20 protein-coding genes are annotated in these 22,121 nt (G+C 60.5%); 10 read left to right on the top strand and 10 right to left on the bottom strand.

The window, feature by feature from the left end:
• Positions 1–42 precede the first annotated feature (42 nt).
• Entirely contained in the window at positions 43–921 is an 879-nt protein-coding gene (locus FEE99_RS07310) for an esterase/lipase family protein (RefSeq protein WP_041480702.1), read from the bottom strand.
• A gap of 293 nt (positions 922–1,214) precedes the next feature.
• On the opposite strand from FEE99_RS07310, the gene FEE99_RS07305 reads away from it, so the two are divergent.
• Positions 1,215–1,745, top strand: a complete 531-nt coding sequence (locus FEE99_RS07305; protein ID WP_041480703.1) for a ferritin-like domain-containing protein — start codon at positions 1,215–1,217, stop codon at positions 1,743–1,745.
• A gap of 101 nt (positions 1,746–1,846) precedes the next feature.
• Here the strand turns inward: FEE99_RS07305 and FEE99_RS07300 are convergent, their stop codons facing one another.
• Complete coding sequence (locus FEE99_RS07300; RefSeq protein WP_041480704.1) at positions 1,847–3,922, bottom strand: AsmA family protein; 2,076 nt, start codon at positions 3,920–3,922, stop codon at positions 1,847–1,849.
• A 383-nt stretch (positions 3,923–4,305) separates the two neighbouring features.
• On the opposite strand from FEE99_RS07300, the gene FEE99_RS07295 reads away from it, so the two are divergent.
• The 7 genes from FEE99_RS07295 to FEE99_RS07265 all read left to right on the top strand — a co-directional run bounded on the left by FEE99_RS07295 (position 4,306) and on the right by FEE99_RS07265 (position 9,517).
• Positions 4,306–4,689 (top strand): hypothetical protein, encoded by a 384-nt coding sequence (locus FEE99_RS07295; RefSeq protein WP_041480705.1) that lies wholly within the window; start codon positions 4,306–4,308, stop codon positions 4,687–4,689.
• Between the two features lie 154 nt (positions 4,690–4,843).
• A complete protein-coding gene (locus FEE99_RS07290; protein WP_041480706.1) occupies positions 4,844–5,476 on the top strand; it encodes a TetR family transcriptional regulator in 633 nt (210 codons plus the stop codon).
• A 300-nt stretch (positions 5,477–5,776) separates the two neighbouring features.
• Positions 5,777–6,277, top strand: a complete 501-nt coding sequence (ureE, locus tag FEE99_RS07285) for an urease accessory protein UreE (RefSeq protein ID WP_039756959.1) — start codon at positions 5,777–5,779, stop codon at positions 6,275–6,277.
• Positions 6,274–6,948 (top strand): urease accessory protein UreF, encoded by a 675-nt coding sequence (locus FEE99_RS07280; RefSeq protein ID WP_041480707.1) that lies wholly within the window; start codon positions 6,274–6,276, stop codon positions 6,946–6,948. Before ureE ends, FEE99_RS07280 begins: the two co-directional genes overlap by 4 nt.
• Before the next feature lie 23 nt (positions 6,949–6,971).
• Positions 6,972–7,586, top strand: coding sequence for an urease accessory protein UreG (gene ureG, locus FEE99_RS07275; RefSeq protein WP_016771910.1), 615 nt, complete (start codon positions 6,972–6,974; stop codon positions 7,584–7,586).
• 27 nt (positions 7,587–7,613) lie between these two features.
• Positions 7,614–8,186 (top strand): HupE/UreJ family protein, encoded by a 573-nt coding sequence (locus tag FEE99_RS07270; protein ID WP_041480708.1) that lies wholly within the window; start codon positions 7,614–7,616, stop codon positions 8,184–8,186.
• Positions 8,187–8,383: 197 nt separating this feature from the next.
• Positions 8,384–9,517 carry an AGE family epimerase/isomerase gene (locus FEE99_RS07265; RefSeq protein ID WP_041480709.1) on the top strand — a complete coding sequence of 378 codons (1,134 nt, stop codon included), beginning with the start codon at positions 8,384–8,386 and terminating at the stop codon, positions 9,515–9,517.
• Between the two features lie 95 nt (positions 9,518–9,612).
• On the opposite strand, the gene FEE99_RS07260 is transcribed toward FEE99_RS07265, so the two are convergent.
• From FEE99_RS07260 to amaB, 8 genes are all read right to left on the bottom strand, one after another.
• The gene (locus tag FEE99_RS07260) at positions 9,613–10,377 is read right to left on the bottom strand and encodes an SDR family oxidoreductase (RefSeq protein ID WP_016771914.1); all 765 of its coding nucleotides are present in this window, start codon (positions 10,375–10,377) and stop codon (positions 9,613–9,615) included.
• Positions 10,378–11,206: 829 nt separating this feature from the next.
• On the bottom strand, positions 11,207–11,923 hold the full coding sequence (locus FEE99_RS07255) for an ABC transporter ATP-binding protein (RefSeq protein WP_016771915.1): 717 nt from the start codon (positions 11,921–11,923) through the stop codon (positions 11,207–11,209).
• On the bottom strand, positions 11,920–12,792 hold the full coding sequence (locus FEE99_RS07250) for an ABC transporter ATP-binding protein (RefSeq protein ID WP_041480710.1): 873 nt from the start codon (positions 12,790–12,792) through the stop codon (positions 11,920–11,922). The genes FEE99_RS07255 and FEE99_RS07250 overlap by 4 nt, the downstream gene beginning before the upstream one ends.
• Positions 12,789–14,090 (bottom strand): high-affinity branched-chain amino acid ABC transporter permease LivM, encoded by a 1,302-nt coding sequence (gene livM / locus FEE99_RS07245; RefSeq protein ID WP_041480711.1) that lies wholly within the window; start codon positions 14,088–14,090, stop codon positions 12,789–12,791. The genes FEE99_RS07250 and livM overlap by 4 nt, the downstream gene beginning before the upstream one ends.
• A gap of 3 nt (positions 14,091–14,093) precedes the next feature.
• Complete coding sequence (locus FEE99_RS07240; RefSeq protein WP_041480712.1) at positions 14,094–15,008, bottom strand: ABC transporter permease subunit; 915 nt, start codon at positions 15,006–15,008, stop codon at positions 14,094–14,096.
• Between the two features lie 241 nt (positions 15,009–15,249).
• Positions 15,250–16,383: an ABC transporter substrate-binding protein gene (locus FEE99_RS07235; protein WP_041480713.1), complete on the bottom strand. Its 1,134-nt coding sequence runs from the start codon at positions 16,381–16,383 to the stop codon at positions 15,250–15,252.
• A gap of 368 nt (positions 16,384–16,751) precedes the next feature.
• Positions 16,752–18,035 carry an L-pipecolate oxidase gene (gene amaA / locus FEE99_RS07230; protein ID WP_041480714.1) on the bottom strand — a complete coding sequence of 428 codons (1,284 nt, stop codon included), beginning with the start codon at positions 18,033–18,035 and terminating at the stop codon, positions 16,752–16,754.
• 90 nt (positions 18,036–18,125) lie between these two features.
• Positions 18,126–19,616 (bottom strand): L-piperidine-6-carboxylate dehydrogenase, encoded by a 1,491-nt coding sequence (gene amaB / locus FEE99_RS07225; protein WP_041480715.1) that lies wholly within the window; start codon positions 19,614–19,616, stop codon positions 18,126–18,128.
• Positions 19,617–19,780: 164 nt separating this feature from the next.
• On the opposite strand from amaB, the gene FEE99_RS07220 reads away from it, so the two are divergent.
• Together FEE99_RS07220 and pncB are read left to right on the top strand one after the other, a co-directional pair.
• Positions 19,781–20,680 carry a LysR family transcriptional regulator gene (locus FEE99_RS07220; protein WP_041480716.1) on the top strand — a complete coding sequence of 300 codons (900 nt, stop codon included), beginning with the start codon at positions 19,781–19,783 and terminating at the stop codon, positions 20,678–20,680.
• Between the two features lie 214 nt (positions 20,681–20,894).
• On the top strand, positions 20,895–22,118 hold the full coding sequence (gene pncB / locus FEE99_RS07215) for a nicotinate phosphoribosyltransferase (RefSeq protein WP_041480717.1): 1,224 nt from the start codon (positions 20,895–20,897) through the stop codon (positions 22,116–22,118).
• Positions 22,119–22,121 lie beyond the last annotated feature (3 nt).

The following is a 22,121-nucleotide window of genomic DNA, read 5'->3' as shown; positions in this document are numbered from 1 at the left end:
GGAGCTGCCGAAGGCTGCGATCTTTTGATCTTGATCCTGCTTTCATAACCCAGCCGCCTCCAGCCGCGCCGCATGCTCGACAAACAGCCTTACCGGATCCGCGCCCTTGCCCACCAGTCCCAGCGACTGATTGACGATGTCGAAATGATCCAGCGGATAGTCATCACCGATCACCGTGCCCAGATGCGAGCTGTAACGGCCGACCATGCCATCGCACTGCCCCGGCTCACGGACGAAGGTCTTGGCAAACAAGCGACAACTTCGGTTGGTGCCGTCAAAAAGATTGCCGCCACGATCGGTCTTGCCCGGTTGCAGCGTCCCTGACCAGGAGTAATAGCGCACACCGTTGACCTCTTCCGCCCCCTGGCCGCCCCAGACTTCAGGCAGCCCTTGTGGATAACGCTGATTGAATAATGCGACGCCCGCCGTGGTCAGCGATTGGTGGGAAGCGTGGATATCCACCGGCAGTTTCGGCCCGTGATAACCCGTGTCGAGCAATGCCATGACCCAGCCGATCAGGCGCAGCAACGCTTCGAGCAAGCGCCCCTTGGCGCTGTTGGCGGGATAGTGCTTTTCCAGATAATCGGCCAGTTCGGAGCCGTGATTCGGCCCGGCCACCGAAGTCACCGAGGCGACCAGATCCGGACGCTTCGCCGCCGCATACCGTGCGGTCAACGCGCCTTGGCTGTGGCCGAACAGATTGACCTTTTGCGCCCCGCTCTCGCGCAGGATTTCCTCGATCCGCGCCAGCAACTGCTCGCCGCGCACTTCAGTAGAGTTGAGCGGCGAGACCTGCACCGCGACCACCGTCGCACCACCACGGCGCAAGGCCTTGATGATGCCGAACCAATACGGGTAAAGCACCAGCCGGATAAAGCCGAGCATGCCCGGCACCAGCACCAATGGATAACGTGTCGACATGGGTTACATCCTTGTGCGCGGTGAGTGGATGCCAGACCTGCAAGACGCCCGCCAAGCATCCAGCGTGACGATGACAACTGAACGATGAGCCTACTTCAGCCCGCCACGATCCGCTCCACCGAAACCGGACTGACCAGCGTCAGGCCCTCCCGACATAGCAGTCTTCAGCAGTTCCTGCAGCGCGTCCGGCGTAAATCGCATAAAACTTTTCGCTTCGCTCAAGACTCACAACCTGGGTAGCGACTGCGTCTTCAGAACGTGGCGCCTATCGGATTAGCCTCCAGGAGAATGAAATGAGTGACGTGCATTTGTCTGATGTTCAAACCCTGCGCGAGCGCGCGCGGCAACACGTGGAAAACGGCGCGGTCACCGAGGGCTACAACGCCAACCGTGAAGAAATACTGCGTTTGCTCAACGAGTCGCTGGCCACCGAACTGGTGTGCACCTTGCGCTACAAGCGCCACTACTTCATGGCCAGCGGCCTGAAAGCCAACGTCGCCGCCGACGAATTCCTCGAACACGCCAACCAGGAAGCCGAGCACGCCGATCGCCTCGCCGAGCGGATCGTGCAACTGGGCGGTGAGCCTGAGTTCAACCCTGACCTGCTGAGCAAGATGTCCCACGCGCAATATGTGGCTGGCAACACGCTCAAGGAAATGGTTTACGAAGATCTGGTGGCCGAGCGCATTGCTATCGACAGCTATCGCGAAATCATCCAGTACATCGGTGACAAAGACCCGACCACCCGCCGCATCTTCGAAGACATCCTCGCCCAGGAAGAAGAACACGCCGACGACATGGCGGATATCCTCAACGATCTGTAACCCTTAACAGCAAAAGATCGCAGCCTTCAGCAGCTCCTACAGGGGAAACGCATTCCAAATGTAGGAGCTGCCCAAGGCTGCGATCTTTTGATCTGCCCTGCTTACTTACTGGGTTTAACGGTTACCGGCGCCTTGCCCTGCTTCATCTGCTCGAGCAACGGCGCGCACTGATTCTGCTCGCCCCCGCTCGGCGCCACCAGCGCCAGCAATCCCGCCGCCGGTGCGGCGATCACGCCCAGCGCAACCATCCCCGCCCCGCGCAGCATCAACGGTACGGCTTTGACGCCGGCATCCGGTTTGATGAACTTGCCGCGCACATACAGCGGCGAGCGCAGCGAGATCAGACGCCAGCCCTTGGATTCCGGGGTCACGGTCAGATCGAGTTGTTCGGTGGCCATGTTCGCCGTGCCATCGATGTAGATGATCGCGTTCTCGGTATCGAAGACAAACAGCCGTGTGGTCGCCAGGCCGGTCTTGATGTCGAAGTCCGCCGCCGCGCAGTTGATCTTCACTTCCTTGTCGCCAAAGATCTTGCCGATCACGTAGTTACCGACGTTGAGCCCGGCCAGCTCCATCAACTCACGGCTGATTGCACCGTCGTTGATCAGCATCTTCAGATTGCCGTTGGCACCACCGAGCAGCTTGGCCACGGAGTTGCCCCGGCCACTGATGTCGGCATCGCCATTGAGCTCACCGAAACTGGTCTTCATCGGCTCGAAGGTCGGGAACAGCTCTTTGAGTTTGAATTTGCGTGCGGTCAAACGCGCGCGGCCTTCCAGCGGCTCGGTGCGGCCATCGAGGCGAATCAGCGCATCCAGCGTGCCGCCGGCGACACCAAAGCGCAGCGGTTCCAGGCTGAGCTCGCCGTCGTTGAGTTTCAGATGGGTATAGAGGTCGTTGAACGGCAGCTTCTCGCTGTGGACGATGCGTTTGCCGGTGAACTCGACATCGGCGTCCATGGCCCGCCAGCGATCGGTTTTGAATTCTTCGACCGGCAGGACTTTGTCCGCCGGTTGCTTGCTCGCGCCGCCACGGGCCTTTTGCTCGGTGTTGGAGTCGGCGCCGATCAGCGGCGCGAGGTCGGCAAACAGCAATTGATTGGAGAGCAGCGCACCGCTGAGTTTCGGCCGTGGCTGGCTCGCAACATAGGTCAGGTCGCCGTGAATGTCGCTGTCGCCGATCTTGCCGTTGAATTTCTCATAAGTGAATTTCGCCCCGGCTTCGTCATGCAGCCTGGCGATCAGGTGGCCGTCGGTGGAATACGGTGGGGTGTCCGGCAGGGTCACGCCGGTCAGCGGGTAGAGATTGCCGAGGCTGTCGCCAGCGAGCTTGAGGCGCAGATCAAGGGCGCCGAGATTCAGCGGGTCAGTCAAGGTGCCGGCCAGTTCGATACGGGTGTCGCCGATCTTCGCCTGGGCCTGCAACGGGAACGGCTTGCTCGCGTCCTGCAAGGCCAGCAGCCCGCCGATCTTGCCTTGCCCGGTGAGGTTCTGCGCGTGGTATTGGCCTTTGACCTTGAGTGCAAAGGCATAGTCCTGCGGTGCGCCGCCCTTGTCCTGAGCAGTTTTCGCCGCTTTGTCGCCGACAATCTCGCTGAATGGAATCGGCTTGCCGAGCGGGTCGATCAACACATCGAGGTTGGTTTTCAGCGTCTGATCGTCGAGGGTCACGTGGCCCTTGTCGAAGCCGATCGCGCCGATGTCGACCACCCAGCTCGACGGCTCGGCGTTCGGGTCCTTGGGATCGAATTTGAACGTCCAGTTGGCGCGGCCATCGGCCAGACGTTGCAGTTCGGCATTCGGCTCGGTCAGGTCGATGCGCGGAATCACCACGCGCTGGGCCAGCAGGGCCAGCGGCGAAATGCGCAGCTCGACACGTTTCAGGGTGACCATCTGCGGCTGCTTCGACCAGTCCGGGTTGCCCAGGCTCAAGTCCTCGGCGACCACATGCGGCCACGGCACCCAGGCACGCCAGCCGCCTTCTTCCGGCTCGCGCTGCCAGATCACCGCGAGGTTGCCATTGATGGCAAACGCCCGGTGCAGTTCTTCCGAGACCTTGGCGTTGATGGTCGGTTTGATCCGGTTCCAGTCGAAGAACACGATGATCAGAATCAAGGCTGCCAGGAGCAGCACGAGGATGGCGAAGGTCCAGCTGAAGATTTTTCCAGTGCGCGTCATGCACAAAGCTCCTGATCACGACCGCACGCCGATTACCCGACGCACAGCTGAAACGGCAGACCGAAGCGGCCCCTATGCAGTCTGTGACTGGCGAAAGGCCCGCAGGTTTAATCGAAAGGCAGTTTAAGCCATAAAAAACGCAGCAAAACTGACCGATCGGTCGAGCAGTGTTACCGCGACCCGCACTTTTGGGAGGCACGAGTGAGTCGAAAATACCCACGACGGTGCAAAACCGTCGCCCGCAAAGGCCCGATCTAGAGCCTTCGCGCCGAACAATCAATTCTGTTGATTATTACCATTGCGTTTATGAACTTTTATATCGACATATCGAGAGTAGCATTGCCCTCGTACCCACTTTATCGCCCTCCCAAGGAGCCACTATCATGAAACGCCAATTACTGCTCAGCCTTACCCTGTCCATGCTAGCCAGCACTGCTTTCGCCCTGCCAGCTGCCGATCAGGCCACTCCGCAAGTCAAAGACAGCCACTCGGTGTTCAGCCAGACGCTCGCTGAAGACGGCTACGACAAAACCCCACAAGGCCAGACTCTGGCTGAAGACGGCTATGACAAAACCCCTCAAGGTCAGACTCTGGCTGAAGATGGCTATGACAAAACCCCACAGGGCCAGACCCTGGCTGAAAACGGCCGCAATCGTCTCGAAGAAAAAGGCCTGGTGGAAGATGGCTACGACAAGACTCCACAAGGTCAAGCCCTCGCCGAAGGTGGTGGTGATCGTGTAATCGAACGCAACAGCGCCGTGAGCTGAGCCTATGACGGCCCAGCGAAAAAGCCCAATCAGCGGATTGGGCTTTTGACTTTTCAGCTGCTGTAAAACCCTCGCTGCACGACTCCCCGTTCGACGCCGACAAAGCCGATTTGCTAGAGTGCGGCGCTTGTCCTGCCGAAGAACACACCCTGCGATGCTGCCCCGCGCCGAACAGAAACAACAGACCCGCAACGCCCTGATGGACGCTGCCCGCCACCTGATGGAAAGCGGCCGAGGATTCGGCAGCCTGAGCCTGCGCGAAGTGAGCAAGACCGCCGGCATCGTGCCCACCGGTTTCTACCGGCACTTCGCCGATATGGACGAGTTGGGGCTGGTGCTGGTCAGCGAAGTCGGCCAGACCTTCCGCGAGACCATCCGCCTGGTGCGCCACAACGAATTCGTCATGGGCGGCATCATCGACGCCTCGGTGCGCATCTTCCTTGATGTGGTCAACGCCAACCGCTCGCAATTCCTGTTTCTCGCCCGCGAACAATATGGCGGCTCGCTGCCGGTGCGGCAGGCAATCGGACGCTTGCGCGAAAACATCAGCGCCGACCTCGCGGCGGACCTGGCGCTGATGCCCAAGCTGCAACATCTGGACATCGCCGGTCTGAGCGTGATCGCCGACCTGATCGTCAAATCGGTGTTCGCCACCCTCCCCGACATCATCGACCCGCCCGCCGCGGCCTTGCCGGAGCATCTGACGCCGCAAGCGAAGATCACCCAGCAACTGCGCTTCATCTTCATCGGCCTCAAGCACTGGCAAGGGCTGGGCAGTACCGAGTAATCCCCTTCTCTATCTGACACAGCGCAAAGCCCCTGTGGGAGCGAGCCTGCTCGCGAAAGCGCTGGGTCAGCTGAATACATCTGTCTGACACGGCGCATTCGCAAGCAGGCTCGCTCCCACATTGAACATCCGTCACGGCATCGAATTGGTGCATGACAAATCCTTCATGCACCAAAACCTTCCAGAATCGCCGCACCTGTTGAAAGATCAGGCACGTGCCGACAGCTATTTCCTACAGATCGCCCGATTGGCGCGGCGCTTGCTCTAGCCCATTCAACGTTCATTGCTGGAAGCTTTCCGATGCTGGTGATTCATCGCAGAATCGACCCTCAACCCGTCTGGGCCGCCGAGCTGCACCTGACCTTCGAAGCGCGCAGCAAAAGCCGTTTGCGCTGTTTCAGTGCCGAAGGCGAAGACGTCGGGTTGTTTTTGGAGCGCGGCCAGCCACCGCTGTATGACGGCGAATGTCTGCAGGCCGAAGACGGCCGTGTCGTGCGTGTCTGCGCCCGCCCCGAACAACTGCTCCATGTCACTTGCGCCAATGCGTTCGAACTGACCCGCGCGGCCTATCACCTCGGCAACCGCCATGTCGCCCTGCAAGTCGGCGATGGCTGGCTACGCCTGCTCGACGATTACGTACTCAAGGCCATGCTCGAACAGCTCGGCGCACAAGTCGAAGCAATTGAAGCGCCGTTCCAGCCGGAACACGGCGCCTACGGCGGCGGCCATCATCATTCCCGGCACGGTGACGAAGACTTCAACTACGCGCCGAAACTCCACCAGTTCGGCGTGCGCCTGTGAATCCGGCCTGGGCGCTGCTGCGTCTGGCCAGTCCGCAATTGCCGATTGGCGGCTACAGCTATTCCCAGGGCCTGGAAATGGCGGTGGATAACGGCCGGGTCCACAACCCTGACGCCGCCCGCCGCTGGATCAGCGATCAACTGCTGCTCAACCTCGCGCGCTTCGAAGCGCCCCTGCTGTTGGCGCATTGCCAGGTCGCAGCAGATGCAAACTGGGCCGAACTACGGCAGCTCTGCGAGAGCCACCGCGCCAGTCGCGAAACCCGTGAGCTGCATCTGGAGAGCCGGCAAATGGGCTACTCCCTGCAGCAGTTGTTGAACGGTTTGCCAGAACTCGATGCGCCCGCCCGCGACTTTCTTGACCAGACCACAGAACCGCATCTGGCCCTGTGCTGGGCACTGGCGGCACGCGCCTGGGGCATCACCCCGCAGGACGCTCTTGCCGCGTGGCTGTGGAGCTGGCTGGAAAACCAGCTCGCCGTATTGATGAAAACCCTGCCGCTGGGCCAGCAAGCCGCCCAGCGCCTGACCAGCGAACTGCTGCCGCTGCTGCAACAGGCGCAGCACGACGCGACTCACCTCAACCCCGAACACATCGGCAGCGCCGCGTTTGGCCTGTCTCTGGCGTGCATGGCCCACGAGCGCCAGTACAGCCGTCTCTTCCGCTCTTAGGGCTGTTTATTTTGGAGAATGAAATGGATACACAACCTCTGCGCGTCGGCATCGGCGGCCCGGTCGGTTCCGGCAAAACTGCGCTGACTTTGGCCCTGTGCCTGGCCCTGCGCGAGCGCTACAACCTCGCCGTGGTCACCAACGATATCTACACCCGCGAAGACGCCGATTTCCTGGTGCGCAACGAAGCCCTCGCGCCGGAGCGGATCATCGGCGTGGAAACCGGCGGCTGCCCGCACACGGCGATCCGCGAAGACGCCTCGATCAACCTCGAAGCGGTCGATCAACTGAACCGGCGCTTTCCCGGGCTGGATCTGATTCTGGTGGAGTCCGGCGGCGACAACCTCTCGGCGACCTTCAGCCCGGAGCTGTCCGACCTGACCATCTACGTGATCGACGTCTCCGCCGGCGACAAGCTGCCGCGCAAGGGCGGCCCGGGGATCTGCAAGTCCGACCTGCTGGTGATCAACAAGATTGACCTCGCGCCACTGGTGGGCGCCTCGCTGGAAATGATGGACAGCGACACCAAACGCATGCGCAACGGCAAGCCGTTCGTTTTCAGCAACCAGAAAACCGGTCAGGGCCTTGAAGAAATCATCGCCTTCATCGAACGCCAGGGCCTGCTGACCGCCGCCTGATCCACTTATCAACAAGGAAGCTTATCCATGACACTCAAACGCATTCTTGGCGCCGTGGCGCTGCTGCTGACACCGGCACTGGCCTTCGCGCACCCTGGGCATGGCGACAGCGGCCTCGTCGCGGGCATCAGCCACCCGATCGGCGGGCTCGACCACTTGCTGGCAATGCTCGCCGTCGGTTTGTGGGCGGCGCAGCAACAAGGCGCGGCGCGCTGGGCGCTGCCGTGCACGTTTGTCGGCACCATGCTGCTGGGCGGCCTGCTCGGTTTTGAAGGGCTGGAGTTGCCGGCGCTGGAAAGCGGGATTGCTGCTTCGGTATTGGCGCTGGGCCTGGCCGTGGCACTGGCCGTGCGCCCGCCGCTGGTGATGGCGGTGGCAGCGACGGCGCTGTTTGCGCTGTTCCATGGCGTGGCGCATGGGCTGGAGCTGCCGGAAATGAGCAGCCCGTGGGCGTATGCGGCCGGGTTTGTCGCGGCGACAGCAGTTTTGCATGCGCTCGGTTATGGCGTGGTGCGAGTTCTTCCGCAGGCAGCGGCGCCGCTGGTGCGGTTGGCGGGTGCGGCTTCGGCGGCGACCGGGGTGTGGTTGCTGGCAGGCTAATCTCTATCGCCTGAGCCGGCCTCATCGCTGGCAAGCCAGCTCCCACAGGTTATTGGGTAAGTCCACAATTGTGTGAACACTCAATTTCCTTGTGGGAGCTGGCTTGCCAGCGATGACGGCCGATCAGACACCAAACCTTTAAAGGCTGCCTCTCTGCTACCATGTCGCGCAATCGCCCCAGCCCGTGACGCCCGCCCATGCCCCACGCTTCCCGCTCCACCGCCCTGCCCGAATTGACCGCCCTGTTTGGCCAAGTGCAGCAGCACTTCCTCGACGTGATCGTGCCGCTGTGGCAAGGCCCGGGCTGGAATGCCGACATGGCGTTGCCCTATGAGGCGCTGGACGCTACACACCAGCCGTTGCCAGTGCAGCGCTATCGGGCGATGGCCTGCGCACGGCAGCTGTATCTGTTCTCCAGCCTGATCGGGGTTGTGGATAACGCCGAAGTCCGCGCCGCCGCGCTGTTCCGTTCGCTGCAACGGCATTTCCATGATGCCGAGCACGGCGGCTGGTTTTACAGCATCGACGCACAGGGCAAGCCGCTGGACCAGCGCAAGGATCTCTACACCCACGCCTTCATCCTGTACGCCTGCGCGCATTACTGGGACAAGTCCCGGGATTCGCTGGCCGAGTCGACATTGAACGCCGCGCTGGAAATCATCGGCCGCCGATTCGCCACCGGCGACGGTTTATACGAAGCCTGCCTGGAGCGTGACTGGCTCACCCTGCAAACCGGGCCACTGCAAAATCCGCTGATGCATCTGGCCGAAGCTTTTCTGGCGACCCTCGCCGTGCGTGAAGACTCGCAGACGCACAACGCCCTGCTTGAGTTATGCACAGCCATGCACAAGCAATTCGTCGATCCGCAATATGGCGTGTTGATGGAGAAGCCGCTGGGCGCTGTGGATAACTGGTACGAGCCGGGGCACCAGTTCGAATGGTATTTCCTGCTCCAGTCCTCGGCGCTGTTGCGTGGCTCGAAGCTGCATCGGGCACTGGATCGGGCGTTTGCTTTTACCGAACAATATGGCGTGCTGGAGTCCTGCGGCGCGGTGCGGGCGATGCTTGATCTGGAAAACAATGGACGGCCAAGGGATTCCACCCAACGGATCTGGGCTCAGGCTGAATACCTGCGCGCGCTGACCTTGCGGGCGGACAGCGAAGCGGTGGTGCTGCGCCAGTTGCAGGCGTTGCAGCAGCGGTTTCTGCATGCCGGCGGCTGGCATGAGTGTCGCGATGAGAATGGAGAGGTCAGCCGCAAGGACATGCCTTCGACCACGCCTTATCATTTGGCGACTTGTTATAGCGGACTGGCTGAATATCTTCGCTGACCGAACAATTGCTTTCGCGAGCAGGCTCGCTCCCACATTTTGGAATGCATTCTCCTGTGGGAGCGAGCCTGCTCGCGAATGGCCTCAGCGCGGTATCAAGCCTTGTTACGCTCGATGGCAAACCCGGCCCAGGTCTGGCTCACCGGCATCAGCTCCAGGCTGTTGATGTTGATGTGCGCCGGGGTGTTCATCACCCAGAAAATCGTCTCGGCGATGTCCTGTGGCTGGATCGGCTCGGCGCCGGCGTAAGTGGCGTTGTAGCGTTCCTGGTCACCGGCAAAACGTACCAGCGAGAACTCGCTTTCGCACAGGCCGGGTTCGATGTTGCTGACCCGCACGCCAGTGCCCTGCAGGTCGCAACGCAGGTTCAGCGAGAACTGTTTGACGAAGGCTTTGCTCGCGCCGTACACGTGGCTGCCCGGGTACGGGTAGTTACCGGCGATGGAGCCGAGGTTGACGATACCGGCGCCACGGCCGTGGGCAATCAGCCGTGGCAGCAGCAGGCGAGTGGCGTACATCAGGCCTTTGACGTTGGTGTCGACCATGGTGTCCCAGTCATCCAGATCGCACTTGGGCGCCGGATCGACGCCGAGCGCCAGGCCAGCGTTGTTAATCAGGCCACGGAGTTTGGCGAAGGACGGCGGCAGGTTGGCGATCGCCTCCTCCATCGCCTTGCGATCACGCACATCGAGGACCAGACCATGCACTTCGGTCTGCTTCGACAGTTCGGCGCACAGGGCATTGAGGCGTTCTTCACGACGGCCGGTCAGTACCAGCTTCCAGCCAGCCTCGGCAAAACGCCGGGCACAGGCTTCACCAAAACCGGACGTCGCGCCGGTGATAAACAGGGTGTCGGACATCGTGTTCTCCTTGCTTCGGCCGCCACGGCAGCCCTTGGAATAGAAAATCAGCAGGCAGCATGCCCGCCCTCGCGAATACGGGCAACACTTGCCAGCTGTACAAAAATCAACCAAGTGCGCCAAGACCTTAGCCTGCGTGGCCTGCAGCCATGTGCACGCATGTTATCCACAATCTGCTCCACAGTTTCCGGGGGCAAGTGCAAACGCGCAAAGCCGCGCCACACAAGGCTTTGCGGGCGAAATGGAAAGTTTTTTGCTTGACCGTGAGGCGGGGGATGTGCGGGACAGGGCATTTTGCACGACGGACGGTGTCACCGGGTGATTGCGCGAGGCCAGCAATTACGGCGCTCCGCGAGGTCTTTCCAGAGTTTAGTCACAGACTTATCCACAGGCTTGCGCACATGGAATTGCCATGTCTCTGCTCCCCAGAAAAAGGTTGACAACGACGCCGCGCGCTCCAGCAAAAATGCCTGATCAAAAAACAAACACATCCCTGCAAGCCACGTTTCATAAGGCTTGCAGCCAGATACACCCACGTTATTCACAGCCAGCTCCACAGTAACCGGGGACAAGTCAAAACTGTGCAAAAACAGCCATTTGCAGCGTCTATATGTCGCGCTTTGGCAGCTTGGGGAATTTGTTTTCCACAATTCTGAATTCCGCTTGATGTCATGCCTTGATTCCATGTAGGAGCTGCCGAAGGCTGCGATCTTCTGATTTTTTTAAGATCAAAAGATCGCAGCCTTCGGCAGCTCCTACACAGTGAGTTTGAAGGATAAAAAAACCCCGGGACTTGCGTCGCCGGGGCTGTGTACAACCGCGAGAAGAATCAGTGCCCGCCCAGATAGGCGTTACGCACCTCCTCATTCACCAAAAGCTCTTTGCCGGTGCCGGTCAGACGGATTTCGCCGTTGACCATCACATATGCCCGGTCCGACAGCTTCAGCGCATGGTTGGCGTTCTGCTCGACCAGAAAAATGGTCATGCCGGTTTTTGCCAACTCACGCAGCGTGGCGAAGATTTGCTTCACCACAATCGGCGCCAACCCGAGGCTCGGTTCATCGAGCAGCAACAGCTTCGGCCGGCTCATCAGCGCACGGGCGATGGCGAGCATCTGCTGTTCACCGCCAGACATGGTCATCGCCCGCTGATTGCGCCGCTCCTCAAGCCGTGGAAACAGCTCGAACATGCGCTGCATGTCCTCTTTGGCGTACTTGTCGCCAATCGGTATGGTGCCCATCAGCAGGTTTTCCTCGACGGTCATGTCGGGGAAAACCCGCCGCCCTTCCGGCGACTGCGCGATACCGTTGGAGGCGATGTAGTGCGAGGACTTCTGCGTGATGTCGACGCCCTGATAGAGAATCTGCCCGCCCGCCGCTCTCGGCTGGCCGAAGATCGACATCAGCAAGGTCGACTTGCCGGCGCCGTTTGAGCCGATCAGGCTGACGGTCTCGCCTTCGTTGATTTGCAGGGAAACGCCTTTGAGCGCCTGAATCGGGCCGTAGAACACGTCCAGATTGCGTAGTTCGAGGATCGGTTGGCTCATACCAGCTCCTCTTCATCGGCGCCCAGGTAGGCCGCGATCACTTTTGGATCATTGCGGATCGCTTCCGGTCCGCCCTCAGCGATGACGATGCCGTGGTCCAGCACCACGATGTGGTCGGAAATGCTCATAACCATGCCCATGTCGTGTTCGATCAGCACCACGGTCAGATCGTGCTCGTCGCGCAGCAGCCGGATCATCGCGCTGAGCGCTTCGGTTTCCTGAGGATTGAGGCCGGCGGCCGGTTCGTCGAGGCAGATGATCTGCGGCCGCGTGCACATGGCCCGGGCGATCTCCAGACGCCGTTGCTGGCCGTACGAGAGTTCACCGGCGAGACGGTTGGCGCAGTCCACCAGATCGACCACTTCGAGCCAGTAGAACGCGACATCCAGCGCATCACTCTCGGCCTTGCGATAGCCCTTGGTGTTGAGGATGCCGGCGAGCATGTTGCGGTTGACCCACATGTGCTGCGCCACCAGCAGGTTTTCCAGCACCGACATTTCCTTGAACAGGCGAATGTTCTGGAACGTACGGGCGAGACCGGCACGGTTCACCAGGTGAGTACCGCCGAACATTTTGTAGTACATGCGGCTGAGGAAGGATTTCGGCGAGACGAAATCGGTCGCTTTGAACGACTCGCCCAGCAGCTGGATGACATTGGTCTGCTGGCCGCGCACGTTGAGTTCGATCTTGCCGCCCGTGGCCTTGTAGAAACCGGTCAGGCAGTTGAACACCGTGGTCTTGCCGGCGCCGTTGGGGCCGATCAGGGCGAAGATCGAATTGCGTTTGACCTTCAGGCTGACATCGCTCAAAGCCTTGATGCCACCGAAATGCATCATCAGTTTTTCAACAGAGAGTACGACTTCACTCATGGCGCAGTCCTCTCGTAGTGAATGGCACCTTTGCGTGGTTTGACCCCGGTGCGGCTGATGCGGATCAACCCGCGTGGTCGCCAGATCATCATCAACACCATCAGGATGCCGAACAGCAGCACGCGGTACTCAGCGAAGCCGCGCAGCAGTTCCGGGGCGACGGTGAGCACGAATGCGGCGATGACCACGCCGATGGTCGAACCCATGCCGCCGAGCACGACGATGGCGAGGATCAGCGCCGACTCGAAGAAGGTGAACGAGGTCGGGTTGACGAAGCCTTGATAGGTGGCGAAGAACACCCCGGCCAGACCCGCCGTCGACGCACCGATGGCGAACGCCGAGAGCTTGACCAGTACGTGGTTCAGGCCCATTGAACGGCAGGCGATTTCATCTTCACGCAGGGCTTCCCAGGCGCGACCGACCGGCATCTTCACCAGCCGATGCTTGACGTACAACACCGCCAGCACCACCAGGAACAGCACCGCGTAGATGAAGTAATACTTCACGTCGGGGTTGTAGGTCAGACCGAAGAACTCATGAAACGGCACCCCGCCATCCTTCGCCCGCTTGCCGAACTCCAGACCGAAGAACGTCGGCAATGGCGCCGGCATGCCGTTCGGGCCGCCAGTCAGCGACAGCCAGTTGTTCAGCACCAGACGAATGATTTCGCCGAAGCCCAGGGTCACGATCGCCAGATAGTCACCGTGCAGACGCAACACCGGGAAACCGAGAATGCAGCCAGCCAGGCCTGCGGTGATTGCCGCCAGCGGCAGCACGGTCCAGAAACCCAGCCCCAGATATTGATAACCCAATGCCAGACCGTAGGCGCCGATGGCGTAGAACGCCACGTAACCGAGATCGAGCAGCCCCGCCAGACCGACCACAATGTTCAGCCCCAGCCCCAGCAGTACGTAGATCAAACCGAGGATGACCACGCCCAGCAGATAGGAGTTGGAGACAAACGGCACGATGATCGCCAGCACGATAATCAGCGGGATGATCCAGCGCAGCCGTGATTTGTAATCCGCCGGCAGCACGTGCACACCGGAACCGCTGCTCTCGAATCCGTCGAGGATCTTCAAGCCTTTGGGTGTTTGCAGGAACAGGCTGAGGGCAAAGCGCCCGGCCATGACGATGGCAATGATCCACGCCACGCGAGTCGCTTCGAGGTTGAAGCTGTAGCCGTCGAGGACCACGCCGACAATCGGCCCGAACACGATCAGCGCAATCAGGCCGGCAAGAATCGCCTCGACCAGACTTTTTTTGATATCGATGGATTTTTCAGTGGTTGCAGACATCGCTTACACCTTCGACACAAGAGGACGGCCCAACAGGCCCTGCGGCCGGAAGACCAGTACGAGGACGAGCAGCGAGAAACTGAACACGTCTTTGTAGTCGGAGTTGACCAGACCGGAGAACAGCGACTCGGAGATGCCGAGGATGATCCCGCCGAGCATCGCGCCGGGCAGTGAACCGATGCCGCCCAGCACCGCTGCGGTGAACGCCTTGATGCCGATGATGAAGCCGGCATAGAAGTCGAACGTGCCGTAGTTCATGGTGATCAGCACACCGGCCAGTGCCGCCATGGCTGCACCGATGATGAACACGTAGGAAATCACCCGGTCGGTGTTGATCCCCAGGATCGAGGCCATCTTGCGGTCTTGCTGGGTCGCACGGCACATGCGGCCGAGCTTGGTGTATTTGATGATGTAGGTCAGCAGCCCCATGCCGACAAACGCGGCGATCAGGATGAAGACTTTGGTGTAGGTCAGTTGCACGAAGCCGGTGCCGACTTCAACACGCCAAGCACCGGTCAGCAGCGTAGGCACGCCCTGTTGTTTGGCGCCCTGAGCGATCTGTGCGTAGTTCTGCAAAATCAGCGAAATACCGATAGCGCTGATCAGCGGCGCCAGGCGGGTCGAGTTACGCAGGGGTTTGTAGGCAACACGCTCGATGACCCAGCCATACACCGCCGTGACGACGATGGTGAAGATCAGCGTACCGAGCATCAGCAGCGGGAAGGATTCGATACCGAAGTAAGCCAGCAGAGCCAGACTGATTGCCGCCAGGTAAGCGGAAATCATGTAAACCTCGCCGTGGGCGAAGTTGATCATGCCGATGATGCCGTAGACCATTGTGTAGCCGATGGCGATCAGGCCATAGACCGACCCGAGGGTCAGGCCATTGACCAGTTGCTGCAGGAAAATACCATCCATAACGCAATCTCACGCAGTGAGAACCTGCGCGCCCATGACGCGCGGTTCTTCTAGGAAAAATACAGATGTACGTCGGAGCAATGTCGGAGCGTGATCAGCCCGATCGCCACTGAAACCTGTGGGAGCTGGCTTGCCAGCGATAGCGGTGGATCAGCCAACTTGTGTGTCGATTGACCTGACGCCATCGCGGGCAAGCCCGCTCCCACAGGGTTTCAAGTGAGCCGAGTGATCGCTTCAGCCCTTACTTCTGCTTTTCCAGCTGGTGGTATTTGCCGTCCTTGTCCCACTGGTAAACCACGTAGTCGGAGACTTTCAGGTCGCCTTTGGCGTCCCAGGTCTTCTCGCCCATCACGGTTTTCACCGGGTTGGCTTTCAGCCACTTGGCAGCGGCTTCGCCGTCGTTTTTCTTCGCGCCATTGAACGCTGCCGCCAGAGTCTGAACCGAGGCGTAGGCGTACAGGGTGTAGCCTTCAGGCTCGGTGCCGGCCTTGCGGAACGCGTCCACTACGGTCTTGCTTTCAGGCAACAGGCGCGGGTCGGCGCCGAAGGTCATCAGCACGCCATCGGTGAATTGCGGGCCGCCAGCGGTGGTCACAAGTTCGTCGGTCACGATGCCGTCGTCGGACATGAACTTGACGTCTTTCAGACCTTGTTCACGCAGCTGACGAACCAGCGGACCGGCTTCCGGGTGCAGGCCGCCGAAATAGACGACATCGGCGCCGGCGCCACGGATCTTGGTGACGATGGTGCTGAAGTCTTTCTCGCCACGGGTCAGGCCTTCGTACAGCACAGGCTTGACGCCGCGTTTTTCCAGCTGAGCCTTGGTGGCGTCAGCCAGGCCTTGGCCGTAGGTGTCCTTGTCGTGCAGCACAACGACTTTCTTGCCCTTGAGCATGTCGACGATGTAGTCGCCGGCAACGATGCCTTGCTGGTCGTCGCGTCCGCACATACGGAACATGGCGCTGAGGCCGCGTTCGGTCACTTGCGGGTTGGTCGAGCCCGGAGTGATCGCGATGATCCCGGCTTCGTCGTAGATTTCCGACGCTGGAATGGTCGAAGAGGAGCAGAAGTGACCGACCACGCCGGCGACTTTCTGGTTGGTGAGGTCCTTGGCGACCGTCACTGCCTGCTTCGGTTCGCAGGCGTCGTCGCCTTTGACCAGGACGATTTTTTCCCCGTTGACGCCACCCGCCGCGTTGACCGCATCGGCCGCCGCCTGTGCACCCTTCATGTACTGCTCGCCGAATGCCGCGTTGGCACCGGTCATAGGACCCGCTACACCGATCTTGATATCAGCTTGAGCAAACGCAGAAACACCCAGCGCAGTAGCGACTGCGAGGGCCAGAAAGCCTTTCTTGTAAAACGTCTGGGACATGAGGTGGTGCTCCAAGGTTTTTTTTAGTTGGCACTGCGACTTCACTTCACTCAAAGCTCAGAGCAAGGCCCGTGCCATCGGTTTTTTATTCTTCAAAAAGTCGCTGCATTGTTGTTATTTCGACTGTTTCGGTCCCATTTTCATTGGGCGTGCAACCGTCTAAACCGCGGAAGGTGAAACCATTTGTTTTTTCAGGCGCAACCCGCACGCGCCATCATTGCAACCGCAGCGACAAACGACGTGCAACCAGCCTGTAACAGCGCGCGTCACCGAACTGCACACTGCTGGTGCGGGACTGCTACAACCCGCACCATTACAGGCTAGTCGCTGGATGCAAAAGCGCCGCTTGCGGCAACAAATTTCAACACTCAAATAACGATGCGCAGGCACTGGCCCGCGTGATACAGGGAAAACCCGGCCTCGTACAGGCAACTGCGCAAGCCCACACCGGCCAGGGGCTGCATCGGTGCGAAGGGAATCGGCAGTGCCAGCGGATTGCCGTTGCACAGGTAATCGGCGAAGGCTTTGCCGACCACCGTGCCGGTGGTGACGCCGCGACCGTTATAACCGGTGACGGCCACCAGTCCCGGCGCCGGCTCGAACAGACGCATCAGGTGATCAGGGGTAAACGCAATGCGCCCGGTCCAGGTGCATTGCCACTCGACCGGCTTCAGATTGGGGAAGTAATGCTGCTGCACCCGATCAGCCCAGGCCTTGAGAAACCAGGTCGGTTTCTGATTGCCATTGCCGAGGCTGCCGAGCAACAGGCGCCCGTCCTTGTCACGGCGGATGCTGCTCAACACCTGACGGGTGTCCCACGAGCCCTGCCCGCCCGGGAGAATTTCTTGCGCAGCGTCTTCGGTAAGTGGCACCGAGGCGACCTGGTAGTAATAGCCGGGAAAGAAATTGCGCTTGAGTTCGGTCCAGTCGCCTTCGGTGTAAGCGTTGGAGGCGATGACCACTTGTTCGGCGAGTACCGAACCCTGGGCGGTTTGCACCGACCAGTTCTGCCCGATGCGCTCGAGGCGAGCCACTGGCGAATGATCGAACATCTGCCCGCCGAGCCCGCGCACGGCATTGGCCAGCCCGGTGACATAGGCCATCGGATTGAGCGTGCCGGCGCGGCGGTCAAGCAGCGCGGCGGCGATTTTCTGCGTGCCGGTGGCTTGCTCGCAGGCCTTGCCGGTCAGCAGTTCGACCGGCGCGCCACGACGTTTCCACTGCTGCTCGCGACTGCGCAGATCCGCCTCGCCCTTCGCGTTATGTGCCATGTGCAAAGTGCCTTCGCGGCGCAACTGGCAATCGATGTTGTATTTATCCACAAGGCTGAACACCAGCGCCGGCGCTGCACCAAGCATGCGGTTGAGCTGACTGCCGACCGCCTCGCCGAACCCGGCTTCGATCTCGTCCGGAGGAATCCACATGCCGGCGTTGACCAGCCCGACGTTGCGCCCGGAGCCACCATGCCCTGCGCGATGCGCTTCCAGCACGCAGACGCTTTTGCCTTTTTCCAACAGATGCAGCGCCGCTGACAACCCGGTGAACCCGGCGCCGATCACGCAGACATCGACCTTGACCTCGCCACTGAGCGCGGCGTTATCCGGGCGTTGTGGCGTGAGCGTTTCCCACAGACATTCTTCGCGTAACGGCATTGCCAAGCTCCTGTCGGAGCAGCCGCAAGCCACAAGCTACAAGCTGCAAGCCGGTCTGCTTGACGCTTGTAGCTTGAAGCTTGTAGCTGCTTAATCGAATGTAATGCCCTGCGCCAACGGCAATTCCAGCGAGTAGTTGACGGTGTTGGTCTGCCGGCGCATGTACGCGCGCCAGGCATCGGAGCCGGACTCACGGCCGCCGCCGGTTTCTTTCTCGCCACCAAAGGCGCCGCCGATTTCCGCGCCGCTCGGGCCGATGTTGACGTTGGCGATGCCGCAGTCACTGCCGACCGCCGACATGAACCGCTCGGCCTCACGCACGTCGGTGGTGAAGATGCACGATGACAGGCCTTGCGGCACGGCATTGTTCAGGCGCAGCGCTTCCTCGAAATCGCTGTAGCCGACCACGTAGAGAATCGGCGCGAAGGTTTCGCTGCAGACCACATCGCTCTGCTCGGGCATTTCCACGATGGCCGGCGACACGTAATAAGCATTGGGGAATTGCTCTTCCAGTTGGCGCTTGCCACCGAACACCCGGCCGCCTTCGCTCAGTGCCTGTTCCAGCGCATCCTGCATGTTTTCGAAGCTGTGCCTGTCGATCAGCGGGCCGACCAGATTGCCTTCCAGCGGATGGCCGATGCGTACTTTCGAATAGGCAGCCTTGAGGCGGGTGACGATTTCTTCCTTGACCGACTCATGGGCAATCAGACGGCGCAAAGTCGTGCAGCGTTGCCCGGCGGTGCCGACGGCGCTGAACAGAATCGCGCGCACTGCCATGTCCAGATCGGCGCTCGGGCCGAGGATCATCGCGTTGTTGCCGCCCAGTTCGAGAATGCTGCGGGCGAAACGCGCGGCGACTTTCGGCGCCACTTCGCGGCCCATGCGCGTGCTGCCGGTGGCACTGATCAGCGCAACACGCGGATCATCGACCAGCGCTTCGCCGGCATCGCGTCCGCCGATCACCACTTGGCACAGGCTCGGTGGGGCATCACTGAAATTTTTCACCACGCGATCAAACAGCGCCTGACAAGCCAGCGCGGTCAGCGGGGTTTTCTCTGATGGCTTCCACACCACCGGGTTGCCGCAGACCAGCGCCAGGGTGGTGTTCCACGCCCACACTGCGACCGGGAAGTTGAACGCGCTGATGACGCCGACCACGCCGAGCGGATGCCAGGTTTCACGCATATGGTGGCCCGGGCGCTCGGAGGCGATGGTCAGACCGTACAACTGGCGCGACAGGCCAACGGCGAAATCGCAGATGTCGATCATCTCCTGTACTTCACCCAGGCCTTCCTGAGTGATCTTGCCAGCCTCCCACGACACCAGCTCGCCGAGATCGGCCTTGTACTCGCGCAACACTTCGCCGAACTGACGCACCAGCTCACCGCGACGCGGTGCCGGCACGTTGCGCCATTGCTCGAATGCATGATCTGCGCGACTGATGTGCTGCTCGACTTCGGCAGCGCCCTCCCAGTTCACCGAGGCAATTTCACTGCCATCAATGGGCGAATGCACCGGCACCTTGCCGTTCTGGTACAGGGCCGGGTTGACTCCCAGACGATCAAGCAATGCGGCTACCATCGGTCTCTCCTCAAGCAAAAACAGAATGTGTGCGGCCATCCTTTGCATGGCCGGGCAGGCCTTTAGTTGTAGCCTCACTGCGGCGATGCAACAAACGACCTTTACGCCAGATATCATTCCGTTTATTCATGCTGCCTAGCGAAAGACAAGAAAAAGGACTGGCCATGCTGAACAGACGCCACTTGCCCTCGATCACCGCGCTGCAATGCTTCGAGGCCGTGACCCGGCACCTGAGTTTTACCCGCGCCGCCGAAGAGCTGAACCTGACCCAGAGCGCAGTGAGCAAACAGGTCGCACAACTTGAAGAACTGTTGCAGCACTTGCTGTTCCGCCGCGTGCGTCGGCGTTTGCAGATGACGCCGGCCGGGGATTTGTATCTGGTCGAGGTCAGAAAAATCCTCAGCCAAGTGGAGATGTCGACGCATTACCTGCGTTCCTACGGCGGCGAAACCGAAGTCTTGCGCGTCTCCACCCCGTCAACCTTCGGCGCCCGTTGGCTGGTGCCGCGCCTGAAAGGCTGGCGCCTGCGCCATCCGTCGATTCATCTGGATCTGTGTAACGAACAGGAGGCCGATGATCTGTTGCAGGGGCGCAGCGATCTGGCTTTCTACTTCGGCCAGGCATCGCGACCGGGCACCGAATGCCTGAAATTGTTCGGCGAACAACTGGTGCCGGTGTGCGCCCCGGGCAGCCTGCCGGACACGCCATTCACTGACCCGACGCAACTCACCGACCTGGTACTGCTGCAAAATGCCTCGCGACCGCAGGCCTGGCACGACTGGTTCGACAGTCAGGGCTACCACACCGAACACAGCTACCACGGGCCGCGTTTCGAAACCTTTTACATGTGCATCCGCGCCGCCCAGGTCGGCTGTGGCGTGGCGCTGCTGCCGCGGTTTCTGGTGGAAGAGGAATTGGCCGAAGGCAAACTGGTCATACCCTGGCAGCATGCGATGCCCAGCAGCGATGCCTATTACCTGGCCTACCCGGAGCACGCGGCGGAAGTGCCGAAGGTGCGGGATTTCGTGAAATGGATGCTTGAACAAATCGATAGCCCGGTGTGAGGTCAACCGGGATCCCTGTGGGAGCGAGCCTGCTCGCGAAAGCGTCGGGTCAGCCACATCATCTTTAACTGACACACCGCATTCGCGAGCAGGCTCGCTCCCACAGTGGATCTGCGGCGCTCTGAAAAAATGCTGGCAATCCCCACCGCCGATATGCGCCACTAGCGCCATCGATATAGACCGCGCCAGGCGCGGCGCAACTGGAGACCCGTTTATGAGCGAGAGTGTGTTTGCCGATCGCATCGTGCAGAACCTGCTCGACACCGACTTCTACAAGCTGACGATGATGCAGGCGGTGCTGCACAACTATCCCAACGTCGAAGTCGAATGGGAGTTCCGCTGCCGCAACGCCGAGGATCTGCGTCCGTATCTGGCCGAGATTCGTCATCAGATCGAGCGTCTGGCCGAGCTGAGCCTGAGTGCTGATCAGTTGAGTTTTCTCGAGCGTATCAGCTTTCTGAAACCGGATTTTCTGCGCTTCCTCGGTCTGTTCCGCTTCAACCTGCGTTACCTGCACACCGGCATCGAGAACGGAGAGTTGTTCATCCGTCTGCGCGGGCCATGGCTGCATGTGATCCTCTACGAAGTGCCGCTGCTGGCGATCGTCAGCGAAGTGCGCAATCGCTATCGCTACCGGGAGACTTCGCTGGAGCAGGCACGCGAACAGCTGTATCGCAAGTTCGACTGGCTGACCGCCAATGCTTCGGCCGATGAGCTGTCGCAATTGCAGGTCGCCGATTTCGGCACGCGTCGGCGCTTTTCCTTTGGCGTGCAGGCCGAAGTGGTCAACGTGCTCAAGCATGATTTCCCCGGGCGTTTCGTCGGTACCAGCAACGTGCATCTGTCCCGCGAGCTGGACATGAAACCGCTGGGCACCATGGCCCACGAGTGGATCATGGCCCATCAGCAACTCGGCCCGCGCCTGATCGACAGCCAGATCGCCGCGCTCGATTGCTGGGTTCGCGAATACCGTGGCCTGCTCGGTATCGCCCTCACCGACTGCATTACCACCGATGCGTTTCTTGGCGATTTCGATCTGTTCTTCGCCAAGCTCTTCGACGGTCTGCGCCACGATTCCGGGGACCCGGTGGCGTGGGGTGAAAAGTGCATCGCGCACTATCACAAGCTCGGCATCGACCCGATGAGCAAGACCCTGGTGTTTTCCGACAGTCTGACCCTGCCCAAATCGCTGGAGATTTTCCGCGCGCTGCACGGTCGCATCAATGTGAGCTTCGGCATCGGTACCAACCTCACTTGTGATATCCCGGGTGTCGAACCGATGAGCATCGTGCTTAAAATGACCGCCTGCAACGGCCAGCCGGTGGCGAAGATCTCCGACGAGCCTGGCAAGACCCACTGCAAAGATCCGAATTTCGTCGCCTATTTGCGACATGTGTTCAAGGTTCCTGCCGAATCCAGTCTATCTAGCAAGGAGTGAATT

This window comes from Pseudomonas sp. ef1, assembly GCF_007293365.2.
Taxonomy (GTDB): Bacteria; Pseudomonadota; Gammaproteobacteria; order Pseudomonadales; family Pseudomonadaceae; genus Aquipseudomonas; species Aquipseudomonas siliginis.
Note: the sequence above shows the minus strand (reverse complement) of the source record. Positions and strands in the feature narration are given on the sequence as shown.